Source organism: Marinobacter sp. UBA2688 (assembly GCF_002352785.1).
GTDB classification, from domain to species: Bacteria; Pseudomonadota; Gammaproteobacteria; order Pseudomonadales; family Oleiphilaceae; genus Marinobacter; species Marinobacter salarius.
Map to the genome: position 1 here is coordinate 45,501 of NZ_DELU01000008.1, position 15,873 is coordinate 61,373.

A 15,873-nucleotide genomic window follows, 5' to 3' on the forward strand; every position below is an offset into this window, starting at 1 on the left:
AGGTCCTCCCGAAACACGCTGTGAATACGTCCGTGTACGCTCGGCTACGCCATCCATGGCTCCGCACGGTTTCGGGAGGACCTCCGCCACTATTCAGCTACCTTGGAAATAGTCGATAAACCGGGTGTATTCACAGCGTGTTTCGGGAGGACCTACCAGCCTGTTTGGCGGCCAGGCCAGGCCAGACCAGATTAGACGATACTGAAAGGGCAAAAAAAGGGGCCGGTACGTGACGGAACCGGCCCCTGAAAAGGTGTCAGAGCAGATCAGAAATCAATGCAGGGTTCCCGGTAAAGCCGGGGGCAGGCGTTGCCGTCTTCGCGGAACAGGTGGCACTTGATGGCCTTGATGCCCAGGGTGACTTTCGAGCCTTCCTGGACGGGGTCGCTGCCGTCGGTGCGCATGGTGATCACGCCATCCACGCCGTTCACGTCCATATGCACCAGGGTCTGATAACCCAGCCGCTCCACGACGGTGACTTCGCCGTCCAGGTACATATCCGCTTCTTCGTCGTTGCTCAGGTGCTCCGGACGAATGCCCACGGTGACAGATTCACCAGCGGCCAGCTCATGGCCGTTGATGGGCAGTTCGAGAGAGTGTTTGCCGGGCATGGTAACGGTTACGGACTGGCTGCAGGCACTCTCCACGGTGCAGTCGATGAAGTTCATCTTCGGGGAACCGATAAAGCCTGCCACGAACCTTGTTGCGGGGTAGTGGTAGAGTTCCATGGGCTTGCCGACCTGGGCGATGGTGCCGTTATCCAGGGCAACGATCTTGTCGGCCATGGTCATGGCTTCCACCTGATCGTGGGTGACGTACACCATGGTGGCGTCCAGCCGCTTGTGCAGGCGGGAGATCTCGATGCGCATCTGCACCCGCAGGGAGGCATCGAGGTTGGATAGGGGCTCATCGAACAGGAATACCGTGGGCTCCCGAACGATGGTGCGGCCAATCGCAACCCGCTGGCGTTGACCACCGGACAGATCCTTGGGTTTGCGTTCCAGCAGGTTGTTCAGTTGCAGCAGTTTGGCGGCGTCGTTAACGCGCCGGTCAATCTCGGCCTTGTCAGTCTTGGCGAGTTTGAGCCCGAATGCCATGTTTTCCGCCACGTTCATGTGGGGGTATAGCGCATAGGACTGGAACACCATGCCCACTTCCCGTTCCTTGGGAGGCAGGTTGTTGACCTTGTCGTTGCCGATGTACAGGTCGCCAGAGGTGATGTCCTCCAGCCCCGCGATCATTCGCAGCAGGGTGGATTTGCCGCACCCGGAGGGGCCGACAAACACCACAAATTCACCGTCGTCGATATCCAGGTTCACATTGCGGGTGACCTGGGTTTCGTCATAACTCTTGCAGATGTTTCTTAATGTGACGCTGGCCATAACGTATGTCTTCTTGTTTGATCTGTGAAAGCGGACTCAGAGTGTTGCAATCTCCACACCCCAGGGCTGCAGTTCCAGCTCCCGGTCATTCCAGGAACCGCCGACAAAATCCGGCGCGCCGCTGACTCTCTGGCCCGCGGCCGGAGCTGTGATTCGAACTTGCTGATCAGTCAGGTTCAGGGCGACCAGGAAAGTGGCGCCTTCATAAGTCCGGGTGTAAACCAGAGTGTTTTCGGGGCTGTCCAGAAACTCAATGTCGCCCTTCAACAGTACCGGTTGCTGTGCACGCCAGCCCAGGAATGTACGGTATGCCTGCAGGATGGAGTTTTCCTGTTCGTGCTGAACGGCCACCGCAGCACTGTAGTGTTCATCATAAACCGGTAGCCAGGGGCGTGCATCGGAGAAGCCACCATTGGCCTCTTTGTTGTGCCATACCATGGGTGTACGGCAACCATCCCGGCCTTTGTATTCGGGCCAGAAATTGATGCCATAGGGGTCCACCAGGTCTTTGTATTCCAGCTCCGCCTCGGTCAGCCCCAGTTCTTCGCCCTGATAGATGCAAACGCTGCCACGGAGTGTCAGCAGCATTGCCATATAGGCTTTCAACTGTTCGGGCGAACGCGCCTGCCAGCGGGTAGCAACCCGTGAAACATCATGGTTGCCGATGGCCCAGCAGGGCCAGCCGTCGGTCAGTTTTTTCTCGATGGAGTCGACGGTCTTATGGAAAAAGTCGGCTCCATGCTGTTCTGTCAGCAGATCAAAGGAATAGGCCATGTGCAGCTTGTCGCCGCCACTGGTGTATTCCGCCATGGTCTGCAGGGAGTTGTCGTCGCCGATTTCCCCAACGGTAGTCGTGCCGGGATACTGGTCGAGCAGGGCACGCAGGCGCTGCAGGAAGGCCAGGTTTTCCGGGCGGGTCTTATCGTATTTGTGGAACTGGTATGCGTAAGGGTTTTCCTTGCGCACACCAATGGAGCCTTCAGCAACGGCGTTGCTGGGCGGATTGTCCCTCAGTTCCGGATCGTGGAAACAGAAGTTGATGGCGTCCAGGCGGAAGCCGTCCACGCCGCGGTCCAGCCAGAATTTTACGTCTGACAAAACCTGTTCAACCACGTCCGGGCAGTGGAAATTCAGATCCGGTTGGCTGGTCAGAAAATTGTGCAGGTAGTATTGCTTGCGGCGGCTGTCCCAGGCCCACGCGGAGCCGCCAAACACCGACAGCCAGTTGTTAGGTGGGGTGCCGTCGGCATTCGGGTCTGCCCACACGTACCAGTCCGCTTTCGGGTTGTCGCGGCTGGCGCGGCTTTCAGTAAACCAGCGATGCTGATCGGAGGAATGGCTCAACACCTGGTCGATCATGATCTTCAGATCGCGTTTGTGGGCCTCGGCAATGAGTTCATCGAAGTCCTCAATGGTGCCGAATATCGGGTCCACTCCGCGGTAGTCTGAGACGTCGTAGCCAAAGTCCTTCATCGGCGAGGTAAAGAAGGGTGACAGCCAGATTGCATCCACGTTGAGGCTGGCGATGTAATCGAGTTTGGCAGTAACCCCAGGCAGGTCACCAATGCCATCGCCATTGGAATCGTAGAAGCTGCGTGGATAAACTTGGTAAATGACGGCTCCACGCCACCAGTCCGGGTTTTTCATCATCTTGCCTCGCTTAACACCCTGGCGGTGAAAGATTGTTATTGTGAGAGCGGAGAGCATCCGCTGGAATAGCTTTCATGCATAGTGCGACGATGCTCCCGGCTGTTCATCCTCCTGACGCACTTTTTATTGGCGTAGACGGGGGGATGAGGGGGGCGTAGAGGGGATGAGTCAGGGGCTGGCATCAAAACAACGATCAAACACAATTATTGAAACGAGGGTGGGTGGTGAACAACGGATGGTTAAATAAGGGGACAGTTGCACGGACGTTGGCGTGGGGTATGGCCACGCTGCTGACTGTGGCCATGCCGGCCCAGGCCGAATGGGTACGTGTGAGCGGTACGGCAATGACCACCGCCATAGAGATGGAGTTCTGGACCGAGGATCCGGCCGTGGCCAGCGAGGCAGGAGATGCCGTGCTGGCTTTGTTCGACCGTATCGACCGTCAGATGAGCCGTTACCGGGAAGATTCCGAACTGTCCCGGGTTAACCGCGAGGCGGCCAACGGACCGGTGGAGGTGAGCGACAGTCTCTTTACGGTGCTTCAGCAGGCGCTGCGGATTTCTGAATTGAGCCATGGCGCCTTCGACATCAGCTTTGGTTCCATCGGCTACCTGTACGACTTTCGCGCCAGACAACAGCCCTCCGATGAAGAGCTGGCGGAAGGCTTGGCAAAGGTGAATTACAGATCAGTAGTGCTGGACCCCAGTGCCAATAGCGTCCGATTCCTTGATGAGGGGGTGCGGCTGGATCTGGGTGGCATTGCCAAAGGGTATGCCGTTGACCGTGGTATCGACATCCTGAAATCGTTCGGCATTCGTCACGCCCGCTTGAGCGCAGGGGGAGACCTGCGGCTGCTGGGTGATAAGCGCGGCAAGCCCTGGATAGTGGGTATCCGGGACCCCCGATCCGAATCACGCAACGCCATGGTTTTGCCACTGACCAACGTGGCAGTGTCGACATCAGGCGATTACGAGCGCTTCTTTTTTGACGACAACAACGAGCGTGTCCATCACATTCTCTCGCCCGCGACTGGAAAACCGGTAAAAGGCGTACAGAGTGTGACTGTCCTCGGCGACGACAGCATCACAACCGATGGCCTGTCCACGGCGGTCTTTGTGCTTGGGGCGGCCAAGGGGCTTGAAATGGTCAATCGGTTGAAGGGCATCGACGCCGTCATCATTGATGAACAGCGTCAGGTGCATTATTCGGACGGGCTGATGCCACCGGAAAGGGAGTGATGCAAAAGGGGTGTGCGACCGGGCCCGTAAGCCCGGTCACGCAGGGTCACACAATCGGTTCGAGGGCGATGAGCCGATCACGGCTGTTTTGATTCCCGAGGCCATGATTGGGGAACCGATCGGAGTTCTCGAACATGCCTTGTTCCCCATGCAGGGCCATGTAGTTGAGCAATACCGTCTGCACCAACTGGTTTACGTTGTTGGCCGCAGGGCTCGAGGCGGTTTCCACGGAGGCGTCCGAGCGCATAAAGCCAATCTGGTTGGTGAGGGCAGTGGGTTGGCCTGCCGGGCTGTAGACCAGGAAGAAAGACGCAGCCGTCTGCTGGTTGTCGCCTGTCCACTCGCCTTTGCCGCGCCCGGCCATGGATTCGTCCAGCCGACCATTGCTTGATACGGAGCCGTCGCTGAACACGTACAGCATCAGCGGCGTGCCCGTCCGGTGGGCGTATTCCAGGCAGGCACCCATGCAGCGGCCCGCCAGGTAGTCCCGCTCTTCACCGGTGCCACGCTCGCCAGTGTGGTAGTCATAACCACCCAGCGTAACGGTACCGGCACCGGCGTAGCCATTCTGGACCAGTTTCATAACGGCTGCTGTTTTGCGGATTTCCCGGCCCAGCCGCGAGTTTTCGTTGAACTGGGCTTCGGTGAAAATGCCACCCACGATGTCCGTATCCTGAGATGGATCGATAGAAGACGGATCGGCAAAGCGTTCGGTCAGGTCTGCGCTTTTAACATAGCCGCAGTTGACGAGGTCCTTCACCACATCGTCTCTGGTGACAAGTGTGGTATCGACATTGTCCAGTTTCTTGCGGCTGATGCGCTGGATGGACTCCATCACGGCGACGGCATCGTCCTGATCCAGAATGGCGGTCAGGTCGCCCACGTCCACCAGCCCCGAAACATCGCTCGGGCGGTCAATCTTGGTGGGGCGTACTTGAGGATTGATCAGGCTCATGGGCGCCATGGAGTTGCCGCCACTTTCTGAGCTCTGCGAACCCACAAGTGTGAGTAGTTCACCGTCAGCGCCCGCCTTGCTGATGCCGTACATCGGGTTATGGGGGTTATTGCCGGTGTCGTTCTCGGAACGGGCGGCAATGATGGCGCCATTGATGAAACCACGGGCGGCAATCGACGTGCTGTCTTGCATGCCCCGCAGGAAACCGCTGTCGGAATGGAACGCCAGGCCAAACTCCTGGTTCACGAAGGCCGGGTCGTTGGGCAGCATCGTGCCGGGCAAGCCCAGCTTGTTGTAGCCGGCCGTGCTCAGGAAGTCGAACTGGCCACCGGATTTGCCCATCAGCACATTCGAGCCGGCGATGTTGGCACCGCCGGCGAGGTCAAAGCAGATAAAGGGAATCTTGCCCGCGCCTGCGGAGGCGATGCCGCAGGATTCTTTCCAGTCCTCAAGGTCCGGAGACAGCGCTGCAGCCGCCTGTCGTGGATTGGCGAACAAGCTGAACACGGATGCGCCACAGAGGGTGGCTGCACCGGTCATAAAGCCCTGCGCGATGAACTCGCGTCGGGTTTTCGGTCTTGAGTGATCGCTGTGCAGGAGAGGTTGATCCGTCGCCAGTGCACGTTTGCGAGAAGGTTTGATATACATGGTCAACGTCCTCTACTGGATCAGTGTCACTGCACTGCCCAGTACGGCTGCGCAGCTTGCTTTGACAACGGTTTCGGTACGGCCGGCTTCGCAACTACCACCACAGGTGGTGAGTCGTCCCATCAGCGCGTCCAGCTCGGCTTCAATGTCCGCATCACTCGGTTGCGTTGTCAGGCTTGTGCCGACGAACTTCTCCATCAACGGCGTTTTGATGAGATCCCGGCCGGCGTCGTCAAACGCAGTGCTCGCATTCTCGCCAAAGTCAAAGCCCGGGAAGAAGGCGTTGCGGCGCGTGGTATCCGACACCAGAACATCACAGTACTGGATCGCCATCTGGGTAATCGCCATTTGATGGGATGACAGGAAGCCTTCAAGGTCCTCCACGGTCGGTAACTGCTGCTTAACCGTAGTGAATGTTTCGGCAACGCCCGGCTGGGTGGTCGGAATACCCGTCACCTTGGACATGGACGCATTCACTTCGTCAAACGTCTTCAGGCCGATGGCGGAGAATTCCGTGCTACCGGTTTCTGGTGGCTGCGTCGGGACAGGGCCTTCCACTCGAACGTCTGTGTTACTACCGAGCTGTTCAAAGGTCAGGAAAAACTGATCGTTTTCCGGGCCTTCTTCCAGCGCGAGAACCGTGCCGAGTCTCGACAGTGGCTGGCCGGAGCCTGCTACGTAATCACTGGCATTCAGTGTTAGATCCAGGTTGGCGAACGATTGGCCTACGACCACTTCGCGGCCGTTGATGCCTATTCTCATGCCCTTCAATGGTATACCCGATGGAGACTGGGTCTCGTCGAGACTGATGAAGAACGGATTTGAGAACAAATAGCCGTAGTTGTCGAACTGGCTGACCTCAAAGACGATAAAGCTTTCCGGCATATCCACCAGGTGGGATACGCTGAACAACAGGAAGAACTTCTGGCCAACGCCCACGTCGTAGTTGGCGGCAACCTGCTCTGCGGTGAGGGCACGGTTGTGGATGGCAAGCATCCTGACCGCGCCTTCCCAGGGCGATTCACCGTCCGTCTCATTGCCCAACACCAGGGCGAAACTGTCGTCCCAGTCGGTCAGCAGGCCGGCGGAATCCGGGTCGACATCACCGGAGGGTTCGCCATTCACAAAAATTTCGCGGCCACCGTCCGGTGAAAAGTTCACCACCACGTGTTGCAAGGTCGCCTGCAACAGCATCGGGTTGGCTTCGGTCAGCATTGGATCGTTCTGGTCGGTGGTGGTGCTCCGATGCAGGAACTCGTAGCTCTGCATGTCCTGGCCCAACGTGAAGTTCCGCGCTGTCGAGGAGCCGGAGTAGGTCACGATGCGGGAGTCTTCCTGGGTGATGTTGCCGGGCACAACCCACGCTTCGATGGCGTATTCGCCGGAGGCGGTCAGCAGGGTGTGCAGCTTGCGGCTGTCGGCAGTGGAGCCTTGAGCCTTGCCGGCACGGATCATTTCGCCTTCTTCGGTTTCAAAGGCAGGGCCAATATCAATACCCCAGCCACCAACCCAGCCAACGTTGCCGCTGAGCGTCAGGTCCAGGGGTGGGGAAATACCGCTGGTATCAAAGGCCGTTGGGCCGTCGCCTGCTTTGAATTCGTAAAGCGCGATGACGTTGTCTTCGTATCGGCCGCCGGCATTGGCCAACAGACCGTCGTTGGCGAGGTTCAGTGCCTTGCTGGTCACCAGGTTGGAGGGGATTGGCTCCGGGTCCCCGAGGCGATCAATGAAGGCCTGGATTGCAGCCAGCATCTCTGTGGCAGAATCGAGGCACTCAGCATCCCAACAGTTATGACGGTCGTCTCTCAGCCTTTCTACGAGCCTTGAAGAAGCTTCATCGGTAAGTATCCATTCATCGGTGACCGGATCTTTTCCGTCGTTCAGATCAATGCGGCTTTTGGACTGATCGTACGCAATGCCGACATTGGAGCTTGCAATGTAGGGTGTCTGGCCGTTGCTGGTGTGGCATTCGCTGCAGTACTGGGTTAGTACTGGGTAGACGGTGTTTGCAAAGTCGTCGGTGTCTGACGGAAAGGTCAGTGTGTTGTTCACGTCCTGGATGTTTGGAGCGCGAAGTTCGACCGTTTTAACCGATCCCTCCGAGCCACCCGCCCAGTTTGAAATGTAGACCGTCAGCAGGTCGGTACAGGCAGTGACGGACGTCGTCCAGCAGTTGTGGCCACCCGCTACCTTGGTCACCATCTCGGACTGGGACGGGTCGGACAGATTAACAATGGTATTGGCCTGGGCGTAGGCAATGTTGATGTCGCCCTCATGCACAAACTGTGGTGACTGGCCGCCGGCGTTGTGGCAGGCGCCGCACTTGTTCTGGCCAGAAAGCTCATCCCACACGCTGCGCTTGAAATTCAGTACATCGTCGCTGGCGGGGGGCGGGCCACTATAGCTAACGGTATTGGAGCCGCCGCCGGTGTTCGGAAGGGCTTCGGTAGACTCGCCACTGTTACAGCCCGCAAGAAAGAGCAGGGCGGCAATAACGGAGAACAGCGCAGCGGGGGCTCGGGTTCCTTTACTGATTATGGTTTTCATAATGTCCTATTCCCCCCGGCAATACGCGGCAGATTCCGCAAAGGCAGTTTTGAGGTTGTACCCGCTGCGGAAACTCGTAACGATTTCGCTAATCTTTGAGCGATCGCTATCGTTTGAGGGCTCTCGCAGGCAGACATTGCGGAATACTTTTTTCACCTGGCACTGGGCAAAGGCGTCGGAATTGGCAAACTCCCGCCCCAGGCTCTTGGCGCCGTTACCGGAGCCGGGCAGGGAACCATCCCAGCCCAGGCGCCGATTGGTGCCGGACCGCCAATAGTTGTCCCAGCCATCGTCCGGCGTCACGTATCCCTGCTCAAAGGTGGTTGAATTGATGTGGTATTTGGCGACAACGCGGGTACCCGTTTCCGGGTCCACGTCGCTAACAGAGTTGTAGATCAGCCTGCCCAGTTCGCCGTCAGGGTCCGTGTCCGCGTTGTACTGGTAGTCGTAGTAGGCAAAGGCCTGGGTCATGGGGTCCATGCCGGTATGACAGCCAACGCAGTTGCTGAGGAATACCCGGCTGTCGCCACCCGGGCTTCGCGACACATCCTGGCGGATGCGGTCCGGTGGCAGGGATACGTCCGCGACCTGCTCCAGGTCATTGCACATGTGGTTGAGCAAGGTAAACCGAAACATGGCGCGGTTGGTGCCCGCGCTGAAGAACGCCCTCGCTGCGGCCCGGGAGGTGATCACACCGGCCGTGGCGCCCGTGGGCAATTCGGAGTTCAGGCTGGACTGTGTGGTTTGCTCCAGCACGTTGTCATCACTGAGGGAGTAACCGGAGCGCTCAAGGTCCTCATAGTTGTCGTTGTTCGACGTTGAGTATGCCGAGATGCCGTTCAGGCTGGCGTTGCCCACATAGAGTATGTCGTCATATAAGACGCGTCTAAAATCATGATTATCCCGCACAATACCGATGACCGTCGCCGTGTAATCATTCAACGGCACGAAGGGGGACATCGCCTCATTTGTCCATGGTGCAACGAAATTTTTGAGGGTAACATCGTAAAACGCTGGATCTTCCATGGCCGTGTAGGCGGCAGAAACGGCGCCTGACGCACCATTGTTGGTTATATTTGCCGCCATCTGATCGAGCACCTCCGGAGACGGAGGAACACCGGCGATGCGTTCATGGATGCGTTTTGCCTGGTCCCGCGGGCCAGCGCTTGCGATGGTAGCGTGCGTTCCGACCAAAGCCAGCAGGACAGTGAGTAAAAATGTCCTCTTTATAAGTTGCCGGGTCGTACATAAGACTGTCATGATCGATTCCCTCGATTTCGTTAGCATTCGCACATTAGTACCATTTTACAATTGTTCAAAGTCTAGGCGAGCTATTAACGGCGGTTTTGAGTGCTGCTCCACGTTATTACATAGCGTTACGTAAAAGGCTTGGAGCACAGGCCCCGTCTCGACTTAGCGTATGTAAATGGATTTTCAGGCCAAACAGGGTTCGTTGGTGGTGACTAAACATTACGAAAATAAAATGTTCTCTTGCGTCAGTGGGTTACGTTACCATCTCGCTGTCCTGGGCCGGGTATTCGCGCTTCTTCCTGTCGCTCTGGCTGCAGGGTGTCTCCAGAGCGGCGACAGTCAGTCCAGTGACCCTGTGGTTGTTGAGAATCCGGTCGTCTTTGTAAAACGCCCCTTGCTTTTCGATGAGGACAATGGCGCGCTCATCGGTGACAACCTTGCCGAGCCTGCGGAGTTTCGTCCCGGCGCTCGCCTGTTCCTGAAGGATCGCGCGTCTCCCGACGCGCCGTCGCGAGACATCACTTCATCCGCTTTTCCGGGGCCGCTTGGCTACGACGTCAAGGATCTCACCGTCTCTTACGATGGTACTCGCGTTCTCTTTGCCATGAGGGCGCCGGAGATTGAAGACGCGGATGAGGACGAACAGCCAACCTGGAACATCTGGGAGTACGACGTATCTTCAGGCACTCTCCGGCGCGTTATCGAATCCAACGTCACCGCCGAAGCAGGGCAGGATATCGCGCCTGCTTACCTGCCTGACGACCGCATTGTCTTTTCCTCCACGAGGCAACGGGTGTCTCGCGCGATTTTGCTGGACGAGGGCAAGCCCCAGTATCCGGCGCTTGACGAGGAGCGCGAGGTTCCGGCCTTTGTCCTGCACGTGATGGATGCTGACGGGGACAACATCGAGCAGATCACGTTCAACCAGAGCCACGATCTGGACCCATTGGTAACGGACGAAGGCGCCATCGTATTTAGCCGCTGGGACAATGCCGGCCAAACCCAGGGCAACGGATTCAACCTCTATAAGGTCAATCCGGACGGCACCGGGCTCAGTTATCTTTACGGCCGCCACTCTCATGGCTCTGTCAGCGATGACGTCAACATTGAGTATCTGCGCCCGCAGGCGACGGATTCCGGTCGACTTCTGGCTCAGCTCCGTCCTACCGAAACCAACAACTTTGGGGCGGTTCCGGTTGAGATTGATGTCGAACGTTATGTAGAGGCGGGCATCCGCGTTGACGGCAATCCCGGCTCGGCGCAAACGCCGTTGGTCAGCGGGTTGTCCCTTGGCAATGAGATCTCGCTGCGCGGAAACTACAGCTCGGTATCCCCGTTTCTGGATGGCACCCGTCGCTACCTCGTTAGCTGGAGCCCATGCCGGCTGAGGCTTGCCACTGGCAATGGCGACATCCTCAACTGCACGCAGGAGCGGATTGCCTCGGGCGCCTATCGGGCCGCCGCTCCCGTTTACGGGTTGTGGTTGCTTGATATGGCGTCCGGCACCCAGCGCCCGATTCAGTCGCCCGAGGAAGGCCAACAGTTCGACGAGGCGGTACTGATGACCGAAAGGTCCCTGCCGACGTTTATTCCCGAATCGCAGTTCTCAGGCGATGCGGCGACCCTTGCAGAGGATGGTCTTGGCATACTGCAAATCCAGAGTGTCTACGACATTGATGGCGTTGATACTTCTCCGGCGGGTATTCGGCAGACAGCCGATCCGGCGATTGTTTCTCCGGACAACCTTCCCAGGCGCTTCCTTCGACTCGAAAAGCCGGTCTCAATTCCCGATGAAGAGGTCAGGGACTTCGACAACACCGCATTTGGGCGCAGCCAGGCGCAGTCGATGCGGGAAATTCTCGGCTACGTGCCGGTCGAGCCTGATGGGTCGGTTCGGGTGGCAGTGCCCGCCAACGTCGCGTTTGCCATCAGCGTGTTGGACGATGAAGGACGACGGATTGGCCCCCGCCACCAGAACTGGTTGAACGTCAGGCCCGGAGAAACCCTGGCCTGCAGCGGTTGCCATAACCCTGGCAGCGCGGTGCCTCATGGTCGCCCGGATGCGGGGCCAGCCCCAGTCTACGCAGGCGCGCCGACCACCGGCATCGAATTCCCGAATACCGACCCCGCTCTCTTCGCAGACATGGGTGAAACCATGGCGGAAACCTGGGCCCGGATTAACGGAACCCGTCGCCTCGGGCCGGACGCTGTCTATGTCGATCAGTGGACAGACCCCGATGATGCCAGTCTCACACCGGGAACAGGCTTCTCGTTGAGTTATGCGGACCTTGAAACGCCCGCGCCGATCCGTCCTGAGTGCGCCGATGACTGGCGCGCCGCCTGTCGGACCGTTATCAACTACGAGCAGCATATCCATCCGCTGTGGGGGCTTGAGAGACTCGTTGACGACGGCAATGGCAACGTTGATAACTACACCTGTACCGGGTGCCACTCGAACACCGATGCAGCCGACGCAACACAGTTGCCGATTGCACAACTGGATCTGAGCGACGGCGCCTCCCCGGATGAGCCCGATCATTTCAAGTCCTACCGGGAGTTGATGTTTAACGACAACGAACAGGAGTTGGTCGGTGACCAGCTCGTTGACGTGCAGGTTGAATCCGGGGAGTTCCTGCGGGACGAAGATGGAGAGCTGATCCTGGACGATGACGATAATCCCATTCCCATCCTGGTGAACGTCAACGTGCCTCCCACCATGTCCGTCAATGGAGCCCGTGCCAGCGGCAACTTCTTCAATCGATTCCGTGCCGGTGGCAGTCACCAAGACTTCATGAGCCCTGCCGAGCTGCGACTCCTCGCCGAATGGCTTGATGTCGGTGGCCAGTATTACAACAACCCCTTTGATGCTCCGGCGGACTGATAGGACCCGAACTGTTAACCATGAGACTGGCCCTGATACTGCTGTTGATGTTAACTGCGCCCCTTTCCGCTGCCGCCGACTGGCTGTGGGGCGGTGCCGACGAGCCAATGCCCCAGGTTCAGGTGGCGGAACCGTTTGTGGAGTGGCGCACCGGCCCGGCTGTGGGTTATCCGGTGTTCCATACCAGCGAAAAGGGCGAGTGGCTGACGCTGCGCATGCGCAAGACGTCCTGGCTGAAAGTCACCGACCGTAAGGGCCGTGAAGGTTGGGTGCATGTGGACGATGTGCAACTGACGCTGGATGGCGAGGGCGAGCAGGTCTCACTCAGTAATCCACGTTTTGATGATTTCAGCAGCCGCCGTTGGGAGGCGGGGTTGATGATGGGCGAGTTCGAGGGCGCGGCGGTAACTGCGGTTTACGGCGGATATCTCCTGACCCGCAACCTGTCGGCAGAGCTCTGGGGTTCGCAGGTACTGGGAAGCGCCTCTGAAATTCGCATGGTGAACGCCAACATCGTTCACCAGCCGTTTCCGCACTGGCGTATTTCGCCGTTCTTCACGCTGGGCGTGGGGCATATTTTCATCGAGCCCAAGGCCACCCTGGCGGACCCCGGAGACCGGGATAACAGCATTGGGCACGCCGGCCTGGGCCTGCGCGCCTATGTCACGGACAACTATTTTATCCGTGCCGAGGTCAAGGACTATAAGATTTTTACCAATCGGGCAACCAACGAAGAAGCAACAGAATGGAAAATCGGATTAAGCATATTCTTCTGACCGTCCTGCCGTTTGCGGGCCTGCTGCTGGTGCCAACCGCTGTCAGCGCCCAGGAGGACGACCGGCCATTGATCGAGCCGGATGTGCGGCCCCAGAAGGTCGATGAGGCGTTGATCGACACCGAGAATTTCGAGATCGGTGCGTTCGCCGGCATCATCAATATCGAGGATTTTGAGTCGTCATTCCTGTGGGGTGGCAAGCTGACCTACCACCTCAGCGAAACCTTCTTTTTTGAAGCCAATGTGGGCTTTGCCGAAGGCGGAGAAACCAGCTTTGAAAAGCTCGCCGGGGACGTTCAGGTGTTGTCGGACGAAGACCGGGACTACCGCTACTACAACATCAATATTGGCATGAATGTGCTGCCCGGTGAGGCCTTCCTGACCGAGAACTATGCCTTCAATACCAACTTCTACCTGATCGGCGGGGCCGGTGCCACGGACTTTGCCGGTGACACCCGGTTTACCTTCAACGTGGGCGCTGGTTACCAGGTATTGCTGACTGACAGCGTATCGATCCATCTGGGGGTGCGTGAACACTTTTACCGGATTGATGTGCTGGGTGAGGAAAAAACGTCCATGAATACTGAGGTCAGTGGTGGCCTCTCTGTCTTTTTCTGATAACAGGAGTCAATGATGACAACACGGTTTTTGGGATTGGCCCTGACCCTGGCGACGCTGGTTGGCGTTTCATCCGTTCAGGCCGAGGAAATGAACATTCCGGCGCCGGACTTCACTCTTGAAAGCCGTCAGGGCGAGAACCTGCGGCTACAGGATTTCCGTGGCGAAGTGGTAATGCTCAACTTCTGGGCGTCCTGGTGCGGGCCCTGTCGTCAGGAAATGCCATTGATGGATGACCTGTACGCTCAGTACAAGGATCTCGGTTTCACCATCCTGGCGGTCAACGTGGATGAGAACCGAGACGAGGCACACCGTTTCCTGGACAAGGTGCCAGTCAGCTATCCGATCCTTTATGACCCGCAGAGCGATGTCAGCGAACAGTACGAAGTGCAGGCTATGCCGACCACGGTCATGATTGACCGCGATGGCAACGCACGTTTTCTCCATCATGGCTACCAGCCCGGCTATGAAGACGAATACGAAACGCAGATCCGGCAACTGGTGCGGGAATAGCTTGAGGCAGGTGAGTGTATGAACCCTTTCAAAGCAGTGATGGCATCGGCAATCGTGATCCTAATGACGGCGGGGGCGGCCGGTTGCAGTGACATCAAGCCCTGGGTGAAGCCCTATGAGCGGGACAAGCTCGCGGACCCGGTCATGAGCCTGAGCCGGCATGGAAAAGCGGACGCCTATATGCATCACGTGTACCAGGTCCGTGAATCCGCAAGGGGGGCGGAAGGCGGCTCCGGAGGTGGTTGTGGCTGTAACTGATTGCTCCCGGCTGTTCCCTGTGCTGGTAAAGGGGCTGGCGTGTGCGATGGCGTTTGTACAGATCGCCACCGCAGCAACGCTGCCGCAAGACAACGTGGATGTCCTTTATCATCGCTATGATGGCGGTGGCATGGTCATTGATGGCCCCTCCGTGCTGGTGCGCAAGAGCGTGGGCCCCCAGGTGTCGGTGTCCGGCCAGTATTACGTGGACATGGTATCCGCCGCGTCCGTGGATGTGGTGGCGCTGGCCAGTGAATACACCGAAGAGCGCACGGAATACACCCTCGGGGTGGATTACCTCCATGAGGACTCCATCCTGAGCCTGGGTTACACCAACAGCTCAGAGAACGATTACGAAGCCAACACCGTCTACTTTTCCGTCAGCCAGGAATTCTTCGGCGGCATGTCCACGGTCACCCTGGGTTATGCGCGGGGACAGGACGAGGTGGGTGTCAGGGGGGACGAATCGTTCAGCGAAGACGCTGATCGCCAGAATTACCAACTCGGTCTGAGTCAGGTCATGACCCGCAACAGCCTGCTGGGCGTTGACCTGGAAGTGGTGACGGACGAAGGCTTCCTGGAGAACCCCTACCGCCGAAATCGCTATATCGACCCGAACGACCCCACCAAATTTATTCTTGACCAGCCTGAGCGTTACCCGGAAACCCGCACCAGTTTTTCCGTGGCCACCCGGGCCCTGTATTACCTGCCTTATCGGGCATCGATTCGCGGTGAGTTCCGTTATTTCAGTGACAGCTGGGGCATTGACGCCCAGACCTTCGAGCTCGCTTACGTTCACGCCCTGAATCCGCGCTGGACGCTGGAGGGACGTGCCCGATACTACGTCCAGGATGAGGCGGATTTCTACAGCGACCTCTACGCCTTCGAAAACTCCCAGACCCACCTGGCGCGCGACAAGGAAATGAGTGCGTTTTCCGGCACTACCCTTGGTGGCGGCGTGGTGTACGAGTGGAAACAGACTTCGTTGCCGGGCATCCAGCGCCTACAGGCGAGCCTCTTGGTGGACTGGCTCGATTTCAGCTATGACAACTTCCGGGATGTCACTGTGTCCGGCGATTTCCTGCCGGGGCAGGAGCCCCTTTATTCGTTCGATGCCTTCGTAACCCGGGCATCGCTGATTCTTGAATACTGACCAG

The 15,873-nt window shown here is 58.0% G+C and carries 12 protein-coding genes; 7 read left to right on the plus strand and 5 right to left on the minus strand.

The window, feature by feature from the left end:
• Window positions 1-266 precede the first annotated feature (266 nt).
• Window positions 267-1,382, minus strand: a complete 1,116-nt coding sequence (malK, locus tag B3M52_RS03810; protein ID WP_075196264.1) for a maltose/maltodextrin ABC transporter ATP-binding protein MalK — start codon at window positions 1,380-1,382, stop codon at window positions 267-269.
• Between the two features lie 36 nt (window positions 1,383-1,418).
• On the minus strand, window positions 1,419-3,032 hold the full coding sequence (locus B3M52_RS03815; RefSeq protein ID WP_075196263.1) for an alpha-glucosidase family protein: 1,614 nt from the start codon (window positions 3,030-3,032) through the stop codon (window positions 1,419-1,421).
• Window positions 3,033-3,310: 278 nt separating this feature from the next.
• Between B3M52_RS03815 and B3M52_RS03820 the strand changes: the two genes are divergently transcribed.
• Window positions 3,311-4,270, plus strand: coding sequence for an FAD:protein FMN transferase (locus B3M52_RS03820; RefSeq protein WP_075196262.1), 960 nt, complete (start codon window positions 3,311-3,313; stop codon window positions 4,268-4,270).
• A gap of 46 nt (window positions 4,271-4,316) precedes the next feature.
• On the opposite strand, the gene B3M52_RS03825 is transcribed toward B3M52_RS03820, so the two are convergent.
• Genes B3M52_RS03825 through B3M52_RS03835 form a run of 3 tightly spaced genes read right to left on the minus strand, consistent with a single transcriptional unit; the run spans window position 4,317 to window position 9,506 of the window.
• The gene (locus B3M52_RS03825) at window positions 4,317-5,873 is read right to left on the minus strand and encodes a hypothetical protein (protein WP_041334188.1); all 1,557 of its coding nucleotides are present in this window, start codon (window positions 5,871-5,873) and stop codon (window positions 4,317-4,319) included.
• A 12-nt stretch (window positions 5,874-5,885) separates the two neighbouring features.
• Window positions 5,886-8,420, minus strand: coding sequence for a LamG domain-containing protein (locus B3M52_RS03830; RefSeq protein ID WP_075196261.1), 2,535 nt, complete (start codon window positions 8,418-8,420; stop codon window positions 5,886-5,888).
• Between the two features lie 6 nt (window positions 8,421-8,426).
• Window positions 8,427-9,506, minus strand: coding sequence for a hypothetical protein (locus B3M52_RS03835; protein ID WP_227517898.1), 1,080 nt, complete (start codon window positions 9,504-9,506; stop codon window positions 8,427-8,429).
• Between the two features lie 397 nt (window positions 9,507-9,903).
• On the opposite strand from B3M52_RS03835, the gene B3M52_RS03840 reads away from it, so the two are divergent.
• From B3M52_RS03840 to B3M52_RS03865, 6 genes are read left to right on the plus strand one after another with little or no spacing between them, the layout of a single operon-like run.
• Window positions 9,904-12,552 carry a hypothetical protein gene (locus B3M52_RS03840; RefSeq protein ID WP_256713626.1) on the plus strand — a complete coding sequence of 883 codons (2,649 nt, stop codon included), beginning with the start codon at window positions 9,904-9,906 and terminating at the stop codon, window positions 12,550-12,552.
• A gap of 20 nt (window positions 12,553-12,572) precedes the next feature.
• On the plus strand, window positions 12,573-13,328 hold the full coding sequence (locus B3M52_RS03845; RefSeq protein ID WP_075196258.1) for an SH3 domain-containing protein: 756 nt from the start codon (window positions 12,573-12,575) through the stop codon (window positions 13,326-13,328).
• The gene (locus B3M52_RS03850) at window positions 13,298-13,945 is read left to right on the plus strand and encodes an outer membrane beta-barrel domain-containing protein (RefSeq protein WP_075196257.1); all 648 of its coding nucleotides are present in this window, start codon (window positions 13,298-13,300) and stop codon (window positions 13,943-13,945) included. Before B3M52_RS03845 ends, B3M52_RS03850 begins: the two co-directional genes overlap by 31 nt.
• A 15-nt stretch (window positions 13,946-13,960) precedes the next feature.
• Complete coding sequence (locus B3M52_RS03855; protein WP_007153661.1) at window positions 13,961-14,458, plus strand: TlpA family protein disulfide reductase; 498 nt, start codon at window positions 13,961-13,963, stop codon at window positions 14,456-14,458.
• An 18-nt stretch (window positions 14,459-14,476) separates the two neighbouring features.
• Window positions 14,477-14,716 (plus strand): DUF4266 domain-containing protein, encoded by a 240-nt coding sequence (locus B3M52_RS03860; RefSeq protein WP_075196256.1) that lies wholly within the window; start codon window positions 14,477-14,479, stop codon window positions 14,714-14,716.
• Window positions 14,703-15,869: a DUF3570 domain-containing protein gene (locus tag B3M52_RS03865; RefSeq protein ID WP_083637249.1), complete on the plus strand. Its 1,167-nt coding sequence runs from the start codon at window positions 14,703-14,705 to the stop codon at window positions 15,867-15,869. The genes B3M52_RS03860 and B3M52_RS03865 overlap by 14 nt, the downstream gene beginning before the upstream one ends.
• Window positions 15,870-15,873: the final 4 nt, after the last annotated feature.